The sequence below is a fragment of the Streptomyces sp. NPDC005423 genome (genome assembly GCF_040606415.1).
Lineage (GTDB): Bacteria > Actinomycetota > Actinomycetes > Streptomycetales > Streptomycetaceae > Streptomyces.
Genome location: NZ_JBEXET010000014.1, coordinates 106,592 through 128,175, shown reverse-complemented (window position 1 = coordinate 128,175; position 21,584 = coordinate 106,592). Strand labels below are relative to the sequence as shown.

Genomic DNA, 21,584 nt, shown 5'->3' with positions numbered 1-21,584 from the left:
GCGTCGTGGCACGACGGCGGGTCAGCTGTTCTTCGCCGACTCGGCCTCGGTCTTCGTCCCGGACGCCGTTCCGGTCGTCGTTCCGGCCTTTGCCGCGGCCGGGGACTCGGCCCTGCTCCCCGTCCCGGTCTGCGTCTCGGTGCCGGTCTGCGTCTCGGTGCCGGACGCGGCCTCGGGCCCGGGCTCGGGCTCCGGGGGGGACTCGGAGAGTTCCGGGTCCTTCGACAGCTCCGGGGCGGACTCCGCGTCGGCCGGGGCGTCGTCGCGAGTCTCCGCCTCGGTGGCGGAAAGGTCGGTCTCCCCCGGCTCGGTGGCGGCGGGGTCGTCGTCGGAGGCGCCGGGTTCGACGACCTCCTCGCGGCCCGGACGCTTCTTCGCCGAGATCACCAGGTAGGCCACCGCGCCCAGGAACACGATCATCGCGGTCCAGTCGTTCAGCCGCAGACCCAGGATGTGGTGGGCGTCGTCGACGCGCATGTACTCGATCCAGCCGCGGCCGACGCAGTACGCAGCGACGTACAGCGCGAACGCCCGGCCGTGTCCCAGCGTGAAGCGGCGGTCCGCCCAGATGACGAGGAAGCCGACGCCGACGCACCACAGCGACTCGTACAGGAACGTCGGGTGGTAGTAGCCCGGCACCCGGCCGTCCGCCGCGGAGGTGATGTGCAGCGCCCAGGGAAGATGCGTCTCCCGGCCGTACAGCTCCTGGTTGAACCAGTTGCCCCAGCGACCGCAGGCCTGCGCGAAGGCGATGCCGGGGGCGAGGGCGTCGGCCCAGGCCGGCAGCGGGATGCCACGGCGGCGGCAGCCGATCCAGGCGCCGACCGCGCCGAGCGCGATCGCGCCCCAGATGCCGAGGCCGCCCTGCCACACCTTGAAGGCGTCGACCCAGTCACGGCCCTGGCTGAAGTACAGCTCGTAGTCCGTGATCACGTGGTAGAGGCGACCGCCGACGAGGCCGAACGGCACGGCCCAGACCGCGATGTCGGCCACCGTGCCGACCCGTCCGCCCCGGGCGACCCAGCGCTTGTTGCCGAGCCAGACCGCGACGAAGACGCCGATGATGATGCAGAACGCGTAGCCGCGCAGCGGAATGGGGCCGAGATGCAGCACCCCGCGCGACGGGCTCGGAATGTAGGCAAGTAGTTGCATGGCAGGGTCGACGCTACCGTGCCGGGCCGCACCGACGGCAGGCAGCCCGGCTACGGGTCCATAACGGGCCGGTGAGAGATCCGCCCCGCGCGCTTACCCCTTGTTCGCCGCCCGCACGAGCTGCTTCAGCTTCGCGGGGGTCATCGTCTGGTCCTGGTAGATGTTCCTCCCATCGAGCAGGACGGTCGGGGTGCCGGTGAAACCGGCGGACTGGAACGCCTTGTTGGACTTGGCCACCCAGCTGTCGTGCGTCCCGTCCTCGACACAGGTGCGGAAGGCGGGCGTGTCGAGACCGCTCACCTTGCCGGCCAGCTCGATCAGCTTGGCGTTGCTCCCGTAGGCGTCGTCCGTCTCCTTGGGCTGGTTCTCGTAGAGCACGTCGTGGTAGTCGCGGAACTTACCCGCGTCCTGGGCGCAGGCCGCCGCGTTGGCCGCGTGGCGGGAGCCGGTGCCGCGGAGGTTGCCGTCGATGAGCGTCGCCAGGTGGTACGTCACCTTCAGCTGTCCGGCGTCGACGAGTGGGCGGAGCGTGGAGCGGTAGGTCGTCTCGAAGGCCTGGCAGGCCGGACAGCGGAAGTCCTCCCACACGGTGAGCGCCGACTTGGCGCCGTCCTTGCCGACCGGGATCGCCAGACTGTCCTTCCCCTGCGAGCCCGACGGGGCCACGACCGGGCCGGCACCGCTTCTGCCGCTGCCGGAGTCCTTGCCGGAGTTGGCGGCGACCACGCCGATCACCGCCGCCAGGCCCAGCACGCAGACGACGCTCGCGCCCACGATCAGCGTGCGCCGTCGCCGCTCCGCGGACTTCTGCTTCTCGCGCTCGACCGCCAGCCGCTCACGGGCGGTGCGCTTTCCGTCACGGTTCTTCTCGCTCACACCCGCAGAACGAACCGGGGAGGCACAGCGCGCCTCCCCGGTCCCAGGTCCACCCGTTCGAGTGACCGCGTGGTCTTCCGCGTGTCCGTCCGCGCGGAAGCCGGCCGCTACGGCTGCCGGCGCACGCCCTGGGCGAGTTCGCCCGCGAGGGCACGGACCGCCGCTACGCCGGCCGCCTCGTCCGGGGCGTCCAGCATCCGCTTGACGAAGGCCGAGCCGACGATCACGCCGTCGGCGAACCGGGCCACCTCGGCGGCCTGCCGGGCGTCGGAGACGCCGAGGCCGACGCAGACCGGGGTGGCGGTGGTGGCCCGGGTGCGCTCGACCAGCTCCCGCGCCTGCGCGCCCACCGACGCCCGGGTGCCGGTGACACCCATCAGTGAGGCGGCGTAGACGAAGCCGGTGCCGACCGCGGTGATCTCGGCGAGCCGGGCGTCCCGGCTGCTGGGCGCGACCACGAAGACCGTGGCGAGCCCGTGCTTCTCCGCGTGCTCCCGCCACAGGCCCGACTCCTGGACCGGCAGGTCGGGCAGGATGCACCCGGCGCCGCCCGCCTCGGCCAGCTCGGCGGTGAACCGCTCGACGCCGTAGCGGTCGACCGGGTTCCAGTACGTCATGACGAGGACGGGCTTGCCGGTCGCCGCGTGGGCCTCGCGGACCGTGCGCAGCACGTCCGCGATCCTGACGCCGCCGCGCAGGGCGATGTCGTCGGCGGTCTGGATGACGGGGCCGTCGAGGACCGGGTCGCTGTGCGGCAGGCCCACCTCGACGATGTCGGCGCCGCCGTCGAACGCGGCCTTGACCGCCTCGATGCCGCCGTCCACGGTCGGGAAGCCGGCCGGGAGGTAGGCGATGAGCGCGGCGCGTCCCTCGGCCCGGGTGGCGGCGAGGGTGTCGTTCAACAGCCGGATGTTGCCGCTCACTTGGCGTCCCCCTCGATCTCGGCGGGGCCGGCCGCGTCGGCGGCGACCTCGGCGTCGGTTTCGTACAGGCCGAAGTAACGGGCGGCCGTGTCCATGTCCTTGTCGCCGCGGCCGGAGAGGTTGACGACGATCAGCCCGTCCGCCCCCAGCTCCTTGCCGACCTCCAGTGCGCCGGCGAGCGCGTGGGCGCTCTCGATCGCCGGGATGATGCCCTCGGTGCGCGAGAGCAGCCGCAGGGCCTGCATCGCCGCGTCGTCGGTGACCGCGCGATACTCGCCGCGGCCGCTGTCCTTGAGGTAGGAGTGCTCGGGTCCGATGCCCGGGTAGTCCAGACCGGCCGAGATCGAGTACGGCTCGGTGATCTGGCCCTCCTCGTCCTGGAGGACGTAGGAGCGGGAGCCGTGCAGCACGCCGGGCTCGCCGGCGGTGAGCGTCGCCGCGTGCTCGCCGGTCTCGACGCCGTGCCCGGCGGGCTCGCAGCCGATGAGCCGGACGCCGGTGTCGGGGATGAAGGCGTGGAAGAGGCCGATGGCGTTGGAACCGCCGCCGACGCAGGCGATCGCCGCGTCGGGCAGGCGTCCGGCGCGCTCCAGGATCTGGCGGCGGGCCTCGACGCCGATGACGCGGTGGAAGTCGCGGACCATGGCGGGGAAGGGGTGCGGTCCGGCGACCGTACCGAAGAGGTAGTGGGTGCGGTCGACGTTGGCCACCCAGTCGCGGAACGCCTCGTTGATCGCGTCCTTGAGGGTGCGGCTGCCGGACCGTACGGCGATGACCTCGGCGCCGAGCATGCGCATCCGGGCCACGTTGAGGGCCTGGCGCCGGGTGTCGATCTCGCCCATGTAGATGGTGCAGTCGAGGCCGAAGAGCGCGCAGGCGGTGGCCGTCGCCACCCCGTGCTGGCCGGCGCCGGTCTCCGCGATGACCCGGGTCTTGCCCATGCGCCGGGTGAGGAGGGCCTGGCCGAGCACGTTGTTGATCTTGTGCGAGCCGGTGTGGTTGAGGTCCTCGCGCTTGAGGAAGACGCGGGCGCCACCGGCGTGCCGGGCGAACCGCGGCACCTCGGTGAGAGAGCTGGGGCGGCCGGTGTAGTGGACGAGCAGATCGTCGAGTTCGCGGGCGAACTCGGGGTCGTGCTTGGCCTTGTCGTACTCGACGGCGACCTCGTCGACCGCGGCGACGAGCGCCTCGGGGATGAACTTGCCGCCGAACGCGCCGAAGTAGCCTTCAGCGTTGGGGAGTTGACCCTCGGGGTCGGGAATGAAGAACTCGCTGGGCATGCGGAAACCTCACGGTGAGTCTGTGGAGAGTGCACTGAACGCCGTGGGAGCAGGGGGTGCCGGTCGACCGCGGGTCCGCCGGGGCTGGTCGCGCCCACGCGGCGGAGCCGCACGTCAGAAAGGCCCCGCGCCCCTGCCGGGACGCCATCGCATGCCGTTCACCTGGCCGGGCTCGTCACCGATGACGTACCGCACCCGCCGGCCGTGCACCCGCCTCGCGGGCGCGCGGCAGCCACGGGGGCGGCAGCCGCGCGCCAGGCGGGCGTACCGGTCCGTGGGTGTCGGGGTGAGCGTCATCGGGGCAAGCCTAGCGGGGGATCAGCCGCGGCCGTGCCGCAGCGCGGGGTGCTCGCCCGCCGCCACCAGGTCCGAGACGGCGGTCCTGGGGTCGCGGCCGGTGACCAGGGACTCGCCGACCAGCACCGCGTCGGCGCCGGCGTTGGCGTAGGCGATGAGGTCGTGCGGGCCGCGGACGCCGGACTCGGCGATCTTCACGATATGGGCCGGGATCTCGGGGGCGACGCGCTCGAAGGTGCCGCGGTCGACTTCGAGGGTCTTGAGGTCGCGCGCGTTGACGCCGATGATCTTGGCGCCCGCGTCGACCGCGCGGTCGACCTCGTCCTCGTCGTGGACCTCGACGATCGGCGTGAGTCCGATGGACTCGGCGCGCTCGATGAGGGATTCCAGGGCCGGCTGCTCCAGCGCCGCGACGATCAGCAGGACGAGGTCGGCGCCGTACGCGCGGGCCTCCCACAGCTGGTACGACGTGACGATGAAGTCCTTGCGGAGGACCGGGATGTCCACCCGGGCCCGGACGGCCTCCAGGTCGGCGAGCGAGCCGCCGAAGCGGCGCTGTTCGGTGAGGACGGAGATGACGGCGGCGCCGCCCGCCTCGTAGTCCGCCGCGAGGGCCGCCGGGTCGGCGATCGCCGCCAGCGCGCCCTTGGAGGGGCTGGACCGCTTGACCTCGCAGATGACCTTGACGCCCTCGCCGCGCAGCGCGGCGATCCCGTCCTTGGCCGCGGGCGCCTTCGCCGCGCGCTCCTTGAGCTCGTCGAGGCTGACGCGCGCCTGACGTTCCGCCAGGTCGGCACGGACTCCGTCGATGATCTCGTCGAGCACACTCACGCGAGCGGTCCCCTTCCGGACGGTTGAAAACCCATGGTCACATCGATGGTATCCGCAGGACGGCGCAGCCCTCGCATCCGGTTGACGGCGGTCCCACTACCTGGACATTCATCAAATGATCAAGGGTGCAGCCAGCCACCGAACGGCAAGTTCCGGACAACCGTGAAGACCAGCAGCAATGCGCCCAGGCTCCACAGCAGGCCCCGTCCGAGGGTGATCCGGGCCGGCCGGCCGCGGGTCGCGCGAACCACCCAGACGGTCCATACGACAGCGAACACCAGGTAACCGATGACGGCGATCGCGTTGTCCTGGAGCGCCGCCGTGAAGTCGCCGTGGACGAAGGCGTGAGCGCTGCGCAGGCCGCCGCAGCCGGGGCAGTAGAGGCCGGTGAAGCGGTACAGGGGGCAGACCGGGTAGTGGCCGGGCCGGTTCGGGTCGACCGTGCCGACGTAGGCGAACGCGGCGGCGACCGCCGCGAGGACCCCGGCGGGCACGGCCGCCCGGCCCAGCGCGGTACCGGCGGCGGACTGGGTGACCCTCTGGCTGTCGGCAGGCACGCCTCGCATTGTGCCCCGCACCGGGCGCCGCGCGCGCGTGAGGGGCGGCCCCCGGTGCGCGAAGACCGGGGGCCGCCCCTCGACGAGGGCGTACGAGCGCGTCTTACGGCGGATCAGCTGTCGGCGTGCGCCGGCTCGCCCAGCGACCCGCTCCGGTCCTTGTGGCGGTCCTTGGGCATGCCCATGCCCATCGCGCTCATGATCCAGCCGACGATGCCGCCGATGAGCACGACCGCCATACCGGCCCAGAAGCCGACCGGCTTCGCCATGACCATGAAGGCGCCCGCGACGCAGAACCCGATGAAGGCGATGCTGACACCGGTCCAGGCGGCCAAAGTGTGACCGTGGCTGTTGCCCGCCATGACTTGCTCCTCGTTGTTCGTTGCTCTGTACGTGTGTGAGCGGACGCTCCGCGTCCATTGTTCCGCACGCGCGCCGGTGCGGTGTCGCGGGGTCTCGGCGCGCGCCCCGGTGCCGCGCGCCGCCGCCGCGCTACGCCCCGGTGGGGTCCTCGCCCCGGTCGAGCGCCTTCCAGACGTCCTCCGGACGGTCGGGGTCGACGGCCGGGGCCTTGCGGGCGCGGGGGGTACCGGTGCGCTCGTAGCGGCCGGACATGGTGGGCCAGTGGCGGCCGTACAGCAGGGCGAGCAGGCCGGCGAGGAGGATCAGCGCGCCGCCGACGGCCGCCACGTACGGCCAGCCGGTGTGGGTGAGGGCGGCGACACCGGTCGTGGTGTCCCCGGAGACCTGGGCGGCCCGGTCGTCGAGGGCGGAGCGGTCGGAGGCGCCCTGGAGGGCCGCGGCGGCGATGCCGGCGCCGGAGAGCGCGAGCAGCCCGGCGACCAGGAAGCGGCCGGCCCGGCGGACGGCGAAGACGGCGACGAGCGCGGCGAGGCCCACTATGGCGAGGGCCGCGGGCACGCCGGTGATGTCGCTGCCCCGGGCGGTCAGCGGGAAGTGGCCGCCGGCCACCGTCGCGGTGCCGGCCGCCCAGCGCTGGCGGGTGGAGAGCAGGGCGACGGCCGCGCCGAGCGCACCGCAGAGCAGGGCGACGGCGAGACTCCGGCGGACGGCCCGCGCGGGACCCGCGGCTTCGGAACGGGGGGGAGGAACAGCAGCAGTCACGGGGTCCACTATCGCTCCGACCCCGGGCCGGCCGTCACCCGGGGTTCGTATGACTCTCGTCCTACCGCCCGAGCCGGTTGGCCGTGTGCACCGCGCGGAGCACCGCCGCCGCCTTGTTGCGGCACTCGGTGTCCTCGGCGACCGGGTCGGAGTCGGCGACGATCCCGGCGCCCGCCTGGACGTAGGCCGTGCCGTCACGGAGCAGGGCGGTGCGGATGGCGATGGCGGTGTCGGAGTCGCCGGCGAAGTCGAGGTAGCCGACGCAGCCGCCGTACAACCCCCTTCTGGAGGGCTCCAGTTCGTCGATGATCCGCATCGCGCGGGGCTTGGGCGCGCCGGAGAGGGTGCCGGCCGGGAAGCAGGCCGTCAGGACGTCGAAGGCGGTACGACCGGCCGCAACCGTGCCGGTGACCGTCGAGACGATGTGCATCACGTGCGAGTAGCGCTCTACGGACATGAAGTCGACGACCGCGACCGAGCCGGGCTCGCAGACCCGGCCGAGGTCGTTGCGGCCGAGGTCGACGAGCATGAGGTGCTCGGCGCGTTCCTTGGGGTCGGCGAGGAGTTCGTCGGCGAGGGCCTGGTCCTCCTGCGGGGTCGCGCCGCGGTGCCGGGTGCCGGCGATCGGGTGGACCATCGCCCGGCCGTCCTCGACCTTGACCAGTGCCTCGGGGGAGGAGCCGACCACGTCGAAGCCGTCGAAGCGGAACAGGTACATGTACGGCGAGGGGTTGGTCGCCCGCAGCACCCGGTAGACGTCCAACGCGCTTGCCGTGCACGGCGTTTCGAAGCGCTGCGAGGGGACGACCTGGAAGGCCTCGCCCGCCCGGATGCGCTCCTTGACGTCCTCCACGGCGGCCTGGAAGTCGGGGCCGCCCCACCGGGCCGTGTACTCGGGCAGCTCCGAGGGCGGCAGCACGGCGGGCGGCTGCGCCACCGGCCGGGAGAGGTCGGCCTCCATGACGTCGAGGCGGGCGACCGCGTCGGCGTACGCCTCCTCGACGCCCGTGTCGAGGTCGTTGTGGTTGATCGCGTTGGCGATCAGCAGGACGGTGCCCTCCCAGTGGTCCATCACGGCGAGGTCGCTGGTGAGGAGCATGGTCAGCTCGGGCAGTTCGAGGTCGTCGCGCCCGCCGGGGCCGATCTTCTCCAGGCGTCGGACGATGTCGTAGCCGAGGTAGCCGACCATGCCGCCGGTGAAGGGCGGCAGGCCCTCCTGGTGGGGGGTGTGCAGGGTTTCGATGGTGGCGCGCAGGGCGACGAGGGGGTCGCCGTCGACCGGGACGCCGACCGGCGGGGTGCCGAGCCAGTGGGCCTCGCCGTCACGGGCGGTGAGGGTGGCGGCGCTGCGGACGCCGACGAACGAGTAGCGGGACCACCTGAAGGCGGTGCGGCCGTTCTCCGCGGACTCCAGCAGGAAGGTGCCGGGGCGTTCGGCGGCCAGCTTGCGGTAGAGCGCGACCGGGGTGTCGCCGTCGGCGAGGAGCGTGCGGGTGACCGGGATGACGCGGCGGTCGGAGGCCAGCTTGCGGAACGTCTCGAAATCCATGGCGGCTGACCTTACTGATCCGCGGCGACCGTGCCGGAACCGGCGCCCCCGCCGTCCACGAGGAGCACGTCCGCGTCGAAACAGGTGCGGTCGCCGGTGTGGCAGGCGGCGCCGACCTGGTCGACCTTGACGAGGACGGTGTCGGCGTCGCAGTCCAGGGCGACCGACTTGACGTGCTGGACGTGGCCGGAGGTGTCGCCCTTCACCCAGTACTCCCGGCGGCTGCGCGACCAGTAGGTGCAGCGGCCCGTCGTCAGGGTGCGGTGCAGGGCCTCGTCGTCCATCCAGCCGAGCATCAGCACCTCACCGGTGTCGTACTGCTGGGCGATGGCGGGGACGAGCCCGTCGGCGGCCCGCTTGAGGCGGGCGGCGATCTCGGGGGCGAGGCTGCTGGGCGGGGGCGTGCTGCTCATGGGTGCCATTGTGCCGCGCGCCGCGAATCGTCCCGGCCGGATGTCCGACTGGTGGGAAAAGACGGCGCGCGCCGTCCGGGGCGGGACGGGTGGGCGGACCGTACGGGCGGTCGTAGGCTGGCCGCATGTCGACCTTCGCCAAGCGTGAACGACTTCTCTTCGCCGATCTCCTGGAGACCGCGGGCCCCACCGCCCCGACCCTCTGCGAGGGCTGGCTCACCCGCGACCTCGCCGCGCACGTCGTGGTGCGCGAGCGCCGCGCCGACGCCGCCGGCGGCATCCTGGTCAAGCAGCTCGCGCCCCGGCTGGACCGGGTGATGGCGGAGTTCGCGGCCAAGCCGTACGAGGAGCTGATCCAGCTGATCCGTACCGGCCCGCCGCGCTTCTCGCCGTTCTCGCTCAAGCAGCTGGACGAGGCGTCCAACACGGTCGAGTTCTACGTCCACGCGGAGGACGTCCGCCGGGCCGCCCCGGAGTGGACGCCGCGTGCGCTGGACCCGGTCTTCCAGGACGCCCTGTGGTCCCGGCTGGAGCGCACGGCCCGGCTGATGGGCCGCGGCGTGCCGACCGGCCTGGTGCTGCGCCGCCCGGACGGACAGACGGCGGTCGCCCACAAGGGCACTCCGGTGGTGACGGTGACCGGCGAGCCGTCGGAGCTGCTGATGTTCGCGTGCGGGCGGCAGAGCGCGGCCGTCGTGGAGCTGGCCGGCGACGAGAACGCGATCGCCGAGCTGCACGAGACCAAGCAGCTCGGGATCTGAACCCCGGCCGGGCGTCGCGGCGGGGGGAACCCCGGCGCCGTCGGGCGACCGGGGTTCCCCCCGCCGGGGTTCAGCGCGGCGTCACCGTACGGGACGGCCCGCCGCCCGCAGGGTCTCCTTCACCTGGCCGATGCGGAGATCGCCGAAGTGGAAGACGGAGGCGGCGAGCACCGCGTCCGCGCCCGCCGCGACGGCCGGCGGGAAGTCGGTCAGCCGGCCGGCGCCGCCGGAGGCGATGACCGGGACGGTCACGTGCTTGCGCACGGCCGCGATCATCTCCAGGTCGTAGCCGTCCTTCGTGCCGTCCGCGTCCATCGAGTTGAGCAGGATCTCGCCCGCGCCCAGCTCGGCGGCGCGGTGCGCCCATTCGACGGCGTCGATGCCGGTACCCGTGCGGCCGCCGTGGGTGGTGACCTCGAAGGTGCCCTCGGGGGTGCGGCGCGCGTCGACCGACAGCACCAGCACCTGCCGTCCGAACCGCTCCGCGATCTCCCGGATCAGCTCCGGGCGGGCGATCGCCGCCGTGTTGACGCCGACCTTGTCCGCGCCGGCGCGCAGCAGCTTGTCCACGTCCTCGGCGGTACGGACGCCGCCGCCGACCGTGAGCGGGATGAAGACCTGCTCGGCGGTGCGGCGCACCACGTCGTACGTGGTCTCGCGGTTGCCGGAGGAGGCGGTGATGTCCAGGAACGTCAGCTCGTCGGCGCCCTCGGCGTCGTACACCTTGGCCATCTCGACGGGGTCGCCCGCGTCGCGCAGGTTCTGGAAGTTGACGCCCTTGACGACCCGGCCGTTGTCCACGTCCAGGCAGGGGATGACCCGTACGGCGAGGGTCATGCGGCCCCTCCCCGGAACGCCTCCACCTCGACCTCGACGACCAGGCTGGGGTCCACGAAGCCGGAGACGATGATCATCGACGCGGCGGGGCGGACGGTGTCGAAGAGCTCCTTGTGGGCGCGGCCCACGTCCTCGACGTCCCGGGCGTGGGTGAGGAACATCCGGGTGCGCACCACGTCGTCGCGGCCGAGGCCCAGCTGCTCCAATGCCGCGAAGGCGACGTTGAAGGCGTTGACCGTCTGCTCGTAGGGGCCGCCGCCGGCGATCTCGCCGTCCACGATCGACGTGCATCCGGAGACCAGCACCAGGCCGTTCGGCAGCTCCACCGCGCGGGAGTAGCCGAAGTCGTCCTCCCAGGGCGCGCCGGTCGCGACGCGTCGGATGTCGCTCACTTGGCCACCGCCTCCAGGGCCTCTTCCAGGGTGAAGGCCTTCGCGTACAGGGCCTTCCCGACGATGGAGCCCTCGACTCCGAGCGGCACCAGTTCGGCGATGGCCCGCAGGTCGTCCAGGGAGGACACCCCGCCGGAGGCCACGACCGGGCGGTCGGTCGCCCCGCAGACGGTGCGCAGCAGCTCCAGGTTGGGGCCCTGGAGGGTGCCGTCCTTGGCGATGTCGGTGACCACGTACCGGGCGCAGCCCTCGCCGTTGAGGCGCTCCAGCGTCTCGTACAGGTCGCTGCCGTCCCGGGTCCAGCCACGGCCGCGCAGGGTCGTGCCGCGTACGTCGAGACCGACCGCGATCCGGTCGCCGTGCTCGGCGATCACCTTGGCGACCCACTCCGGGGTCTCCAGCGCGGCGGTGCCCAGGTTCACCCGGGTGCAGCCGGTGGCGAGGGCGGCGGCGAGCGTGTCGTCGTCGCGGATGCCGCCGGACAGCTCGACCTTGATGTCCATGGCGCCGGCCACCTCGGCGATCAGCGCGCGGTTGTCACCGGTGCCGAAGGCGGCGTCGAGGTCGACGAGGTGCAGCCACTCGGCGCCCGAGCGCTGCCAGGCGAGGGCGGCCTCCAGAGGGGAGCCGTAAGAAGTTTCGGTCCCGGACTCGCCGTGGACGAGACGGACGGCCTGGCCGTCGCGGACGTCGACGGCGGGGAGGAGTTCGAGCTTGCTCACAGGGTTCCGATCCAGTTGGTGAGGAGCTGGGCTCCGGCGTCGCCGGACTTCTCGGGGTGGAACTGGGTGGCCCACAGGGCGCCGTTCTCCACCGCCGCCACGAACGGCTCGCCGTGCGTCGCCCAGGTGACGAGCGGGGCGCGCAGCGCGGGGTTGGTCACCTCCAGGGACCAGTCGTGGACGGCGTAGGAGTGCACGAAGTAGAAGCGGGCGTCGGCGTCGAGGCCGGCGAAGAGCCGGGTGCCGGCCGGTGCCTCCACGGTGTTCCAGCCCATGTGCGGCACGATGTCGGCCTGGAGCGGCTCGACCGAGCCGGGCCACTCGTCGAGGCCCTCGGTGCGCACGCCGTGCTCGATGCCGCGGGCGAAGAGGATCTGCATGCCGACGCAGATGCCCATCACCGGGCGCCCGCCGGCGAGCCGGCGGCCGATGATCCAGTCGCCGCGCGCCTCCTTCAGGCCCCGCATGCAGGCGGCGAAGGCGCCGACGCCGGGCACGAGCAGTCCGTCCGCGTTCATCGCCCGGTCGAAGTCTCGGGTCACCTCGACGTCGGCGCCCGTGCGGGCGAGGGCGCGCTCGGCGGAACGGACGTTGCCGAAGCCGTAGTCGAAGACGACGACCTTCTTGGCGGGGGCGCTCAATTCCACACCTCCAGCCGCATCACACCCGCCACCAGGCACAGGGCGGCGGAGACGGAGAGCAGCACGACGAGGTTGCGCGGCATCTTCTGCTTGACGAAGGAGTAGACCCCGCCGAGCAGGAAGAGTCCGACGATGATGAGGAGGCTCGACAGGCCGGTCACAGCGCGCCCTTCGTGGAGGGGAGGATCCCGGCGGCGCGCGGGTCGCGCTCGGAGGCGTACCGCAGCGCCCGGGCCAGCGCCTTGAACTGGCACTCCACGATGTGGTGCGCGTTGCGCCCGTACGGCACGTGCACGTGCAGGGCGATCCGGGCCTGGGCGACGAAGGACTCCAGGATGTGCCGGGTCATCGTGGTGTCGTACTCGCCGATCATCGGTGCCATGTTCTCGGGCTCGGTGTGCACGAGGTAGGGGCGGCCGGAGAGGTCGACGGTGACCTGGGCGAGGGACTCGTCCAGCGGGACCGTGCAGTTGCCGAAGCGGTAGATGCCCACCTTGTCGCCGAGCGCCTGCGCGAAGGCGGCACCCAGCGCCAGCGCGGTGTCCTCGATGGTGTGGTGGGAGTCGATGTGCAGGTCGCCCTCGGTCTTCACGGTGAGGTCGAAGAGACCGTGCCGGCCGAGCTGGTCGAGCATGTGGTCGTAGAAGCCGACTCCGGTCGACACCTCGACCTTGCCGGTGCCGTCGAGATCGATCTCGACCAGGACCGACGTCTCCTTGGTCACCCGCTCCACACGTCCTACGCGGTTCATGCGCTCTGCTCCTTAGTCGACTCACGGACCGCGTCGAGGAACGCGTCGTTCTCTTCGGGGGTTCCGGCGGAGACCCGCAGCCACCCCGGTACGCCGTTGTCCCGGACCAGGACGCCCCGGTCGAGGAGCGCCTGCCAGGTCGCGTGCGAGTCGGCGAACCGTCCGAACTGTACGAAGTTCGCGTCGGACTCGACGACTTGGCAGCCGATCGCGCGCAACTCGCCCACCAGCCGGTCCCGTTCGGCCTTCAGCTGCTCCACGTAGCCGAGCAGCGTGTCGGTGTGCTCCAGGGCGGCCAGCGCGGTCGCCTGGGTGACGGCCGACAGGTGGTACGGCAGCCGGACGAGCTGGACGGCGTCCACGACCGCCGGGTGCGCGGCGAGGTAGCCGAGCCGCAGCCCGGCCGCGCCGAACGCCTTCGACATCGTCCGCGAGACGACGAGATTCGGCCGACCTTCGAGCAGCGGCAGCAGCGAGTCGCCGTGGCTGAACTCGACGTACGCCTCGTCGACGACGACCATCGAGGGCTTGGCGGCCTGCGCCGCCTCGTACAGCGCGAGGACCGTCCCGGGCGGGACCGCGTTGCCGGTGGGGTTGTTGGGGGTGGTGACGAAGACGACGTCGGGCCTGTTCTGCGCGATCCACCGCTCGGCGGCCGGCAGGTCGATCGTGAAGTCCTCGTCGCGCGGGCCGGAGATCCAGCCGGTCCCCGTACCCCGTGCGATGAGTGCGTGCATCGAGTACGACGGCTCGAAGCCGATCGCCGTACGGCCGGGGCCGCCGAAGGTCTGGAGCAGTTGCTGGATGACCTCGTTGGAGCCGTTGGCCGCCCACACGTTCTCGACGCCGACCCGGTGGTTGCCGGTCCTGGTCAGGTACCCGGCCAGCGCGGCGCGGAGTTCGACCGCGTCCCGGTCGGGGTAGCGATTGAGGTCACGGGCGGCCTCGCGGACGCGCTCGGTGATCCGCTCGACCAGTGCCTCGGGCAGCGGGTAGGGGTTCTCGTTGGTGTTCAGCCGTACGGGGACGTCCAACTGGGGCGCGCCGTAAGGGGTCTTGCCGCGCAGTTCGTCCCGTACGGGAAGGTCGTCGATTCCGAAGCTCACTTGCCGGGCACCTTCCCGCCACCGCGTTCGGTCAGTTCCCCTTCGGCGAAGCGTGCCGTGACCGCCGCGCCGTGCGCGGGCAGGTCCTCCGCCTCCGCCAGCGTGACCACGTGGTGCGCCACGTCGGCCAGCGCGTCCTTCGTGTAGTCGACGATGTGGATGCCGCGCAGGAAGGACTGGACGGAGAGTCCGGAGGAGTGGCAGGCACAACCGCCGGTCGGCAGCACGTGGTTGGAGCCCGCCGCGTAGTCGCCGAGGGAGACCGGCGCCCAGGGGCCGACGAAGACCGCGCCGGCGTTGCGCACCCGGTCGGCGACCGCGCGGGCGTCGGCGGTCTGGATCTCCAGGTGCTCGGCGCCGTAGGCGTCGACGACCCGCAGGCCCTCGTCGACGCCGTCGACCAGGACGATCGCGGACTGCCGGCCGTTCAGCGCCGGGACGATCCGGTCCTCGATGTGCTTGGTGGCCGCGATCTGCGGCTCCAGCTCCTTCTCGACCGCGTCCGCGAGCGCCGGCGAGTCGGTGACCAGGACGGCGGCGGCGAGCGGGTCGTGCTCGGCCTGGCTGATCAGGTCGGCGGCGACGTGCACCGGGTCGGCGGTGTCGTCCGCGAGGATCGCGATCTCGGTCGGTCCGGCCTCGGTGTCGATGCCGATCCGGCCGGTGAAGTAGCGCTTGGCGGCGGCGACCCAGATGTTGCCGGGCCCGGTGACCATGTTCGCGGGGGCGCAGGACTCGGTGCCGTGGGCGAACATCGCGACGGCGGTCGCGCCACCGGCCGCGTAGACCTCGTCGACGCCGAGCAGCGCGCAGGCGGCGAGGATCGTCGGGTGCGGCAGTCCGCCGAAGTCGGCCTGTGGCGGGGAGGCGAGCGCGATCGACGCGACGCCGGCCTCCTGCGCGGGCACCACGTTCATGATCACGGAGGAGGGGTAGACCGAGCGTCCGCCGGGCGCGTAGAGGCCCACGCGGTCGACGGGCACCCACTTCTCGGTGACCGAGCCGCCGGGCACGACCTGGGTGGTGTGCGTCGTACGGCGCTGCTCGCGGTGGACGAGCCGGGCGCGCCGGATCGACTCCTCCAGGGCCGCGCGGACCCGCGGGTCGAGCCGCTCCAGGGCGTCGGCGAGCGCCCGCTCCGGGACCCGTACCCGCTCCAGACGGACGCCGTCGAACTTCTCGGCGAAGTCGATCAGCGCCGCGTCGCCCCGATGATGCACGGCCTCGCAGATCGGACGCACCTTCTCCAGGGCGGCCGAGACGTCGAAGTCGGCTCGGGGCAGCAGCTCGCGCAGGGCGGGCCCCTCGGGAAGGGCGTCACCGCGCAGATCGATTCGAGAGATCACATGGCCAATTCTCTCAGACCGGGATCGGGCCCTGTTCACGCGTATCAATGGCTGATACAGAACCTGGCCGGAACCCGGAAGATCCCGTTCCCGTCTAGCGTTCGGGGCGTCACGCACCGGGCATGAACACATGTGCGAATGGGTCCGCCCGCGAGGAGCGAGGGAATGGAAGAGCTGTGACCGAAGGGGCCGGCATCCGCACCGGGGAGCTGCCGGACGATCTGACCGCCGCCGAGGCCGGCATGTGGCAGGCCTTCCGCAACGGCACCGCGTACGACCTGAGCAGCGGCGACGCCGTCGTCGACGATCCGCACGGCGGCCACCCGTGGGGCGCCGAGCGGACCGTGCGGGCCCGTGTCATCTGCCGCCTGCTCCTCGACGGACCGCCCCCGCTGTCGGGCCGGGTGGCCTCCCTGAAACTCACCGGGCTGCGGATCAGCGGCACCCTCGACCTCGCGGGCGGCACGGTCGCGCCGTACGTCGAGCTGAAGGCATGCCGGTTCGAGGAGGAGGTCCTGCTGCCGGAGGCCCGCTTCCAGACCCTGCGGCTGGTGGACTGCTCGGTGCCGCGGCTGGAGGCGGCGCGGGTGCACACGGAGGGCGATCTGCATCTGCCGCGCTGCCGCTTCCACAACGGGGTCCGGCTGACCGACGCGCGTATCGGCACCGATCTGCTGCTCAACCAGGCCATCGTGCACCGCGACCGCACCGGGCGTTCGATCGCCGCGGACGGAATGACCGTGGGCCAGGACTTACAGGCCGAACTCCTGGAATCGCACGGCGAGTTGAGCCTGCGCAGCGCCAAGGTCGGCGTCTCGCTGAGCCTGCGCGGGGCGCACCTGGCCAACCCGTACTCCCGGCTCGCCCTCAACGCCCCGCAGCTGACCGTCGGCCGCACCCTGTACCTGACCCCGGCGGGCGTCGGCAGCCCGCTGCTGAGCGGCACGACCCCGGCGCGCGGGACCCGCATCCAGCGCTTCGAGTGCCAGGGCGGGGTGCGGCTGGACGACGGGCGGTTCGGGGACGCGGTCGACCTGGAGCGGGCCCGGTTCACCTTCACCGACCGGCAGGAGCTGTCCCTGCGCCGGGTGCAGACGCCCGAGCTGCGCTTCCTCGGCGAGAAGCCGCAGCGCGGCAAGGTGGTGCTGTCGGGCGCCCGGGTCGTCAACCTGATCGACCGGGCGAGCAGTTGGCCCGAGCCGGGCAACCTCCACATGGGCGGCTTCGCCTACGAGAACCTCGTACCGGAGGGCCCCTTCCCGCTGACCGCGCGGCTGGACTGGGTGGCGGCGGCGACCGCCGAGTACAACCCGGAGCCGTACGAGCGGCTGGCGGCGGTGCTGCGTGGCGGCGGGGAGGACGAGGACGCGCGCGAGGTGCTGCTCGCCAAGCAGCGCCGGCGCCGCGAGAGCCTGCCCCTCGCGGCCAAGATGTGGGGGTTCGCACAGGACTGGACGGTCGCCTACGGCTACCGGCCGGGCCGGGCGGCGGTGTGGATGGCGGTGCTGTGGGCGGCGGGCTCGCTGGCCTTCGCGCACGCCAGCCATCCGCCGGCCGGCGGGGGCGGGCACCCGCGGTGGAACCCGGCCCTGTTCGCCCTGGACCTGCTGCTGCCCGTCGTCGACCTGGGTCAGGTGGGCCAGTGGCAGCTGAGCGGCGGCTGGCAGTGGCTCTCCGCGGCGATGATCGTGCTGGGCTGGGTCCTGGCGACCGCGGTGGCGGCGGGGGCGACCCGGCTGCTCAGACGGGGGTGAGCGGGCCACCGGAAGGGCGGCCGGGGCGGGCGCACAGCTCTCGAACAGCTGAACAACAGTCACCTTTTACCGGGCCTTGACCCGCGCCCGTACAACCTTCCGCCGATTCCGCCCCACCCCTGGCGCGGGCGTGACCTGCGGCTTTCAATGGTCCCCACCATGGCACCGCTGCCCCCCTTCCTCCGCGCGCCCCGGTCCCCCCGAAGCCGGCCGCACCTCGCCACCGGAGTACCCCACGACGACGAGGTGCTGCTCGACGCGCCCGACGACTTCGTGGGACCGGTCCTGGTCACCGCAGCGCGGGGCGAGTACCTCCCCGCCGCCGAACTGCTCGCGGCCACCCGGGCGAGCGCCCGCTGGGAGAACCGCGACCGGTACGTCAAACGGCTGGCCTCCTTCGCCCGCTCCCGCGCCGAGTGGTTGCAGGCCTGGTGCGCGGCGGCCCCGCACGACCCGGACGCGACCCTGGTCGCGGCCCAGCTCGCGGTGGACCGCGCCTGGGACTCCCCGGCCCGCGCGGAGCTGCTGCGGGAGGTGTCCCCGCTGATCACGGCCGCCGCGCGCGGCGACAACAGCGACCCGGTGCCCTGGCGGGTCGCCCTGGACCACGCGCGCGGCTCACGGGCCGGCCACACCTACTTCGAGGAGCTGTGGGCCGCCGCCGTCCGCCGCGCCCCGCACCACTACGGCTGCCATGTGGCCGCCCTGCGCTATCTCGCCTCCGCCTGGCACGGGTCGCACCGCGCCTGCTTCGACTTCGCCGACCTGGCCGCGCAGGACGCCCCCGCCGACTCGTTCGTCCAGGCGCTGCCCGCCCGGGCGGCCTTCGGGTGCCTCATCGACGGCGCCGTCGCGGACGTGCCCCGCGCGCGGCTGGACGCGGCGGCCGACCGGGCGATCGCGCTGTCGGCCCGGTTCCCGGCCGCTGCCCCGTGGCCGGCCCGGATCCGCAACGAACTGATGTATCTCCTGGTCCGGCTCGACCGCCCCGAGGAGGCCCTCGCCCAGGTCCGGCTGATCGGCCCGTACGCCACCTCGTTCCCCTGGGAGCGGCTCTCGGACGACCCGCTCGGCATGTTCCTGAAGGTGCGCGCCGACATCCGCGCCACGGCGGCGGCGCACCCGGCGGAACACCCGCACAGGGGACACGGCGCTCGCACCGGCTCCGGCGACGACTAGGCTCTTGCGGCGTGACCACCGTCCGGCTTCCGCTCTTCCCGCTGAACACCGTGCTGTTCCCGGGGCTCGTGCTCCCCCTCAACATTTTCGAGGAGCGCTATCGCGCCATGATGCGCGACCTGTTGAAGACCTCCGAGGAGGAACCGCGCCGGTTCGCCGTCGTGACGATCCGCGACGGGCACGAGGTGGCGCCGAGCGCGTCCGGGATGCCGGACCAGACGGCCGTGCCCGAGCGGGGGCCCTCGGCGGGCTTCGGGCCCGAGCCGCTCAAGGCGTTCCACTCGGTGGGCTGCGTGGCGGACGCCGCGACGATCCGGGAGCGGGAGGACGGCACCTTCGAGGTGCTGGCGACCGGGACCACCCGGGTGCGGCTGCTCTCCCTCGACAGCTCCGGCCCGTTCCTGACGGCCGAGCTGGAGGAGCTGCCCGAGGAGCCCGGTGACGGCGCCGGGGCGCTGGCCGAGGGGGTGCTGCGGGCATTCCGTCAGTACCAGAAGCGGCTGGCGGGCGCCCGGGAGCGGTCCCTGTCGACCGGCGAGGCCGAGCTGCCGGACGAGCCGGCCGTGGTGTCGTACCTGGTCGCGGCGGCGATGATGCTGGACACGGTGACCAAGCAGCGCCTCCTCCAGGCCCCGGACACCGCCTCGCGGCTGCGCGACGAGCTGAAGGTCCTGCGCACGGAGACGTCCATCATCCGCAACCTGCCGTCGCTGCCGGCGTTCGACCTGACGCGCGGCCCGACGAGCCTGAACTGAGGCCGTACCCGCGATGGCGAAGAAGTCCCGGAAGCAGCAGCCCGGCGGCACCCCCGCGACGGTCGCCCTGACGGCCGCCGGAGTGCCGTACACGGTGCACTCCTACGACCACGATCCGGCCCATCCCTCCTACGGCGAGGAGGCGGCCGAGGCGATGGGCGTCTCCCCCGAGCGGGTGTTCAAGACGCTGGTCGCCGAGGTCGACGGGGCCCTGACGGTGGCCGTGGTCCCGGTGGCGGGCCGGCTCGACCTGAAGGCGCTCGCCGCGGCGGTCGGCGGCAAGCGGGCGGTCCTGGCCGACCCGGTGCTCGCCGAGCGCACCACCGGCTACGTCCTGGGCGGCATCTCCCCGCTCGGCCAGCGCAAGCGGCTGCCCACGGTGCTGGACGACTCCGCGCCCGCCCACGCCACCATCTGTGTCTCGGCGGGTCGCCGGGGCCTGGAGATCGAGCTGGCCCCGGCGGACCTGGCCCGGCTCACGGCGGCGGTGTCGGCCCCTCTCGGGCGTGCCTGACCGCCCGGCTCACCGCGCGGTACCGGCGCCCCCGGGCGTGCCTACCCCTCGACGGCGGGGGGTTCCTCAGCCGAGTACGAGGGACATGTCGAAGAGAACGCGGAAGCGCGAGTGGCGCACCGGAAGGGGCCGCGCCAACCACGGCAGACGGCCCGCCTGATCCCCGGCGGCCCCCGCACCGGGCCTACGGCTGCGGGGCTCCGTACGGGTCCTTGAGGAGGGGGGCCTGCTGGTAGGGCGGCTCCGGATCGCGCGGGCCGAACAGGGCCGTGAGGCCGAGGTGGACGACGAGGGCGGCCACGGACCACGCCAGCAGCGCGCCCTTCGCGCCCAGCTTGAGGGGCGCCGAGAAGGTGACGCCCTTGCCGACGGACTTCGCGTGGGCGATCACGTTCCCCGTGGGGCCGAGCCAGACCCCGAGCCGCCACGCCAGCAGCGAGCCGAGCAGGCCGCCCACGGCGAGCGCCACCGCCAGGGGCACGCCCCCGCGCCGGCGCAGCAGGAAGACGGCGAGCGCGGTCACGGCACCGAAGGCCACGGCGAGCAGAGTGAACGTTCCGTCCACGCCCACGGCCTGCTCGCCCTCGCTGTCCTTGAGGTAGACGACCCAGCTCTTGCCGGTCACGTCGCCGACCAGCGGCACGTGCGGCGCCAGCCACCACCACAGGAGTCCGAGCAGCGCCCCGCCGACCGCCAAGGCCACCGTGATCACCACGGCCTCCCGGATCTCGGTCTTCAGCCCGGGGCCGTCCTCGTCGGACGGCTCGTCGTGCGGGCCGGGTTCCGGATACCCGGCGTCCGGCGTCGGCCAGGCGCCCCGCGGGGCCTGGTCCCGCGCGGACCCGTCCCGCGGAGACTGATCGTGCGAGGAGTGCTCGTGCGAGGACTGGTCACGCGGCGGCGGAGGCGGAGTCAGCGGTGCGGTCACCCTGACATCGTGCCAGGCGCCGCTGTGCGGCGCGTCACCGGACGGCGGCCCGGCGGTAGGCCCAGGTGGCGACGGCGAGCGAGACGACGCCCACACCGGCGCAGACGGCGAGGTCACCGGCGACGAACGCCCAGTCCGGACGCGCCCCGAAGGTCCGCGCGAAGGCCTCCACGCCGTAGGTCGAGGGCAGCAGATCGCGGGCGAACCGCACCGCCTCCGGCATCCGGTCGGCCGGCAGCACCCCCAGCAGCAGAGCCGCCGACATGCCCAACTGGCCGAGCAGCGTGGCCAGTTCGGGGCGGGGCGCGAGCAGTCCGCAGGCCGCCCCGAGCCCGGCGAGCGCGGCCCCGGCCAACGGGATCACCGCGAGCACGATCCACAGGTTCGACAGCGGCAGCCCGAACAGGACACAGCCGAGGACCGCGGTCAGCACGGTCCCGGGCACGGTGAAGGAGGCGTACGCGCCCGCCGCGCCCAGCACCACGGCCGCGGGCGGCACCGGCAGCGTCGCGTAGTGGTCGAGGCCGCCGCTGGCCCGCAGCTGCCCGAAGTACTGCGACAGCAGGTTCAGCCCGACGTAGGCGACGACCAGCACCGACGAACCGGCCACCACGGATCGGGCGTCCGCGCTGCCGGTGTCCACCACCCCGCGCATCATGATCAGGATGCCGACCGACTGGAAGGTCGCCACGAAGAGCAGCGGGATCCGCGCGACCCGCGCCCGGGAGAGCTGGGCCCGGTACACGGCGGCCATCGACGGCCACAGCCGGGCCCGGGGCCCCAGCTCGGCCGCGCCCCCGGCGGCCTCCGGCACGGCCAGGGCACCACCGGGCAGTACATCGGCGGACACGGCACTCACGTCGCGCTGCTCCTCTCGACGCCGGCAGTCCTGTCC

General features: G+C 73.1%; 26 protein-coding genes. 5 read left to right on the top strand and 21 right to left on the bottom strand.

The genetic code is table 11. The features are described 5' to 3' along the window. Nucleotides 1-21 precede the first annotated feature (21 nt). From lgt to hisI, 11 genes are all read right to left on the bottom strand, one after another. The gene (gene lgt, locus ABZT12_RS17585; RefSeq protein ID WP_356384505.1) at nucleotides 22-1,152 is read right to left on the bottom strand and encodes a prolipoprotein diacylglyceryl transferase; all 1,131 of its coding nucleotides are present in this window, start codon (nucleotides 1,150-1,152) and stop codon (nucleotides 22-24) included. Nucleotides 1,153-1,245: 93 nt separating this feature from the next. Further along, nucleotides 1,246-2,028 carry a thioredoxin domain-containing protein gene (locus tag ABZT12_RS17580; protein WP_356384502.1) on the bottom strand — a complete coding sequence of 261 codons (783 nt, stop codon included), beginning with the start codon at nucleotides 2,026-2,028 and terminating at the stop codon, nucleotides 1,246-1,248. Nucleotides 2,029-2,135: 107 nt separating this feature from the next. Then, nucleotides 2,136-2,951, bottom strand: coding sequence for a tryptophan synthase subunit alpha (gene trpA / locus ABZT12_RS17575; RefSeq protein ID WP_356384499.1), 816 nt, complete (start codon nucleotides 2,949-2,951; stop codon nucleotides 2,136-2,138). Continuing rightward, a complete protein-coding gene (trpB, locus tag ABZT12_RS17570; protein WP_356384496.1) occupies nucleotides 2,948-4,231 on the bottom strand; it encodes a tryptophan synthase subunit beta in 1,284 nt (427 codons plus the stop codon). The genes trpA and trpB overlap by 4 nt, the downstream gene beginning before the upstream one ends. Before the next feature lie 114 nt (nucleotides 4,232-4,345). After that, complete coding sequence (locus tag ABZT12_RS17565) at nucleotides 4,346-4,528, bottom strand: hypothetical protein (RefSeq protein ID WP_356384493.1); 183 nt, start codon at nucleotides 4,526-4,528, stop codon at nucleotides 4,346-4,348. Nucleotides 4,529-4,549: 21 nt separating this feature from the next. Continuing rightward, nucleotides 4,550-5,359, bottom strand: coding sequence for an indole-3-glycerol phosphate synthase TrpC (gene trpC / locus ABZT12_RS17560; protein ID WP_356384490.1), 810 nt, complete (start codon nucleotides 5,357-5,359; stop codon nucleotides 4,550-4,552). Between the two features lie 119 nt (nucleotides 5,360-5,478). Next, the gene (locus ABZT12_RS17555) at nucleotides 5,479-5,925 is read right to left on the bottom strand and encodes a DUF2752 domain-containing protein (RefSeq protein WP_356384487.1); all 447 of its coding nucleotides are present in this window, start codon (nucleotides 5,923-5,925) and stop codon (nucleotides 5,479-5,481) included. Nucleotides 5,926-6,029: 104 nt separating this feature from the next. After that, a complete protein-coding gene (locus ABZT12_RS17550) occupies nucleotides 6,030-6,278 on the bottom strand; it encodes an HGxxPAAW family protein (RefSeq protein ID WP_356384484.1) in 249 nt (82 codons plus the stop codon). Between the two features lie 130 nt (nucleotides 6,279-6,408). Continuing rightward, nucleotides 6,409-7,050: a TIGR02234 family membrane protein gene (locus tag ABZT12_RS17545; protein WP_356384482.1), complete on the bottom strand. Its 642-nt coding sequence runs from the start codon at nucleotides 7,048-7,050 to the stop codon at nucleotides 6,409-6,411. 52 nt (nucleotides 7,051-7,102) lie between these two features. Next, on the bottom strand, nucleotides 7,103-8,590 hold the full coding sequence (locus ABZT12_RS17540; protein WP_356384479.1) for an anthranilate synthase component I: 1,488 nt from the start codon (nucleotides 8,588-8,590) through the stop codon (nucleotides 7,103-7,105). An 11-nt stretch (nucleotides 8,591-8,601) separates the two neighbouring features. Further along, the gene (hisI, locus tag ABZT12_RS17535; protein WP_356384476.1) at nucleotides 8,602-9,003 is read right to left on the bottom strand and encodes a phosphoribosyl-AMP cyclohydrolase; all 402 of its coding nucleotides are present in this window, start codon (nucleotides 9,001-9,003) and stop codon (nucleotides 8,602-8,604) included. Between the two features lie 125 nt (nucleotides 9,004-9,128). Between hisI and ABZT12_RS17530 the strand changes: the two genes are divergently transcribed. After that, entirely contained in the window at nucleotides 9,129-9,764 is a 636-nt protein-coding gene (locus ABZT12_RS17530; RefSeq protein ID WP_356384473.1) for a TIGR03085 family metal-binding protein, read from the top strand. An 81-nt stretch (nucleotides 9,765-9,845) separates the two neighbouring features. Here ABZT12_RS17530 and hisF read toward each other — a convergent pair whose 3' ends face one another. From hisF to hisD, 8 genes are read right to left on the bottom strand one after another with little or no spacing between them, the layout of a single operon-like run. After that, nucleotides 9,846-10,601, bottom strand: a complete 756-nt coding sequence (gene hisF, locus ABZT12_RS17525) for an imidazole glycerol phosphate synthase subunit HisF (protein WP_356384470.1) — start codon at nucleotides 10,599-10,601, stop codon at nucleotides 9,846-9,848. Continuing rightward, complete coding sequence (locus tag ABZT12_RS17520) at nucleotides 10,598-10,993, bottom strand: RidA family protein (RefSeq protein ID WP_356384467.1); 396 nt, start codon at nucleotides 10,991-10,993, stop codon at nucleotides 10,598-10,600. Before ABZT12_RS17520 ends, hisF begins: the two co-directional genes overlap by 4 nt. Continuing rightward, on the bottom strand, nucleotides 10,990-11,715 hold the full coding sequence (gene priA, locus ABZT12_RS17515) for a bifunctional 1-(5-phosphoribosyl)-5-((5-phosphoribosylamino)methylideneamino)imidazole-4-carboxamide isomerase/phosphoribosylanthranilate isomerase PriA (protein ID WP_356384464.1): 726 nt from the start codon (nucleotides 11,713-11,715) through the stop codon (nucleotides 10,990-10,992). Before priA ends, ABZT12_RS17520 begins: the two co-directional genes overlap by 4 nt. Then, nucleotides 11,712-12,362, bottom strand: coding sequence for an imidazole glycerol phosphate synthase subunit HisH (gene hisH, locus ABZT12_RS17510; RefSeq protein ID WP_356384461.1), 651 nt, complete (start codon nucleotides 12,360-12,362; stop codon nucleotides 11,712-11,714). Before hisH ends, priA begins: the two co-directional genes overlap by 4 nt. After that, the gene (locus ABZT12_RS17505) at nucleotides 12,353-12,517 is read right to left on the bottom strand and encodes a hypothetical protein (RefSeq protein ID WP_356384458.1); all 165 of its coding nucleotides are present in this window, start codon (nucleotides 12,515-12,517) and stop codon (nucleotides 12,353-12,355) included. Before ABZT12_RS17505 ends, hisH begins: the two co-directional genes overlap by 10 nt. Further along, nucleotides 12,514-13,107 carry an imidazoleglycerol-phosphate dehydratase HisB gene (hisB, locus tag ABZT12_RS17500; protein WP_356384455.1) on the bottom strand — a complete coding sequence of 198 codons (594 nt, stop codon included), beginning with the start codon at nucleotides 13,105-13,107 and terminating at the stop codon, nucleotides 12,514-12,516. The genes ABZT12_RS17505 and hisB overlap by 4 nt, the downstream gene beginning before the upstream one ends. Continuing rightward, the gene (locus ABZT12_RS17495; protein ID WP_356384453.1) at nucleotides 13,104-14,213 is read right to left on the bottom strand and encodes a histidinol-phosphate transaminase; all 1,110 of its coding nucleotides are present in this window, start codon (nucleotides 14,211-14,213) and stop codon (nucleotides 13,104-13,106) included. Before ABZT12_RS17495 ends, hisB begins: the two co-directional genes overlap by 4 nt. Then, the gene (gene hisD, locus ABZT12_RS17490) at nucleotides 14,210-15,559 is read right to left on the bottom strand and encodes a histidinol dehydrogenase (protein WP_356384450.1); all 1,350 of its coding nucleotides are present in this window, start codon (nucleotides 15,557-15,559) and stop codon (nucleotides 14,210-14,212) included. The genes ABZT12_RS17495 and hisD overlap by 4 nt, the downstream gene beginning before the upstream one ends. A gap of 176 nt (nucleotides 15,560-15,735) precedes the next feature. Here hisD and ABZT12_RS17485 point away from each other — a divergent pair, with 176 nt between their 5' ends. From ABZT12_RS17485 to ybaK, 4 genes are all read left to right on the top strand, one after another. Continuing rightward, nucleotides 15,736-17,313 (top strand): oxidoreductase, encoded by a 1,578-nt coding sequence (locus tag ABZT12_RS17485; RefSeq protein WP_356384447.1) that lies wholly within the window; start codon nucleotides 15,736-15,738, stop codon nucleotides 17,311-17,313. 147 nt (nucleotides 17,314-17,460) lie between these two features. After that, entirely contained in the window at nucleotides 17,461-18,492 is a 1,032-nt protein-coding gene (locus ABZT12_RS17480) for a hypothetical protein (RefSeq protein ID WP_356384444.1), read from the top strand. A gap of 11 nt (nucleotides 18,493-18,503) precedes the next feature. Further along, nucleotides 18,504-19,247, top strand: coding sequence for an LON peptidase substrate-binding domain-containing protein (locus tag ABZT12_RS17475; RefSeq protein ID WP_356384441.1), 744 nt, complete (start codon nucleotides 18,504-18,506; stop codon nucleotides 19,245-19,247). Nucleotides 19,248-19,260: 13 nt separating this feature from the next. Continuing rightward, on the top strand, nucleotides 19,261-19,761 hold the full coding sequence (ybaK, locus tag ABZT12_RS17470) for a Cys-tRNA(Pro) deacylase (protein WP_356384438.1): 501 nt from the start codon (nucleotides 19,261-19,263) through the stop codon (nucleotides 19,759-19,761). Between the two features lie 184 nt (nucleotides 19,762-19,945). Here ybaK and ABZT12_RS17465 read toward each other — a convergent pair whose 3' ends face one another. Continuing rightward, nucleotides 19,946-20,689 carry an AAA family ATPase gene (locus ABZT12_RS17465; protein ID WP_356384435.1) on the bottom strand — a complete coding sequence of 248 codons (744 nt, stop codon included), beginning with the start codon at nucleotides 20,687-20,689 and terminating at the stop codon, nucleotides 19,946-19,948. A 34-nt stretch (nucleotides 20,690-20,723) separates the two neighbouring features. After that, entirely contained in the window at nucleotides 20,724-21,548 is an 825-nt protein-coding gene (locus ABZT12_RS17460; RefSeq protein WP_356384432.1) for an ABC transporter permease, read from the bottom strand. Nucleotides 21,549-21,584 lie beyond the last annotated feature (36 nt).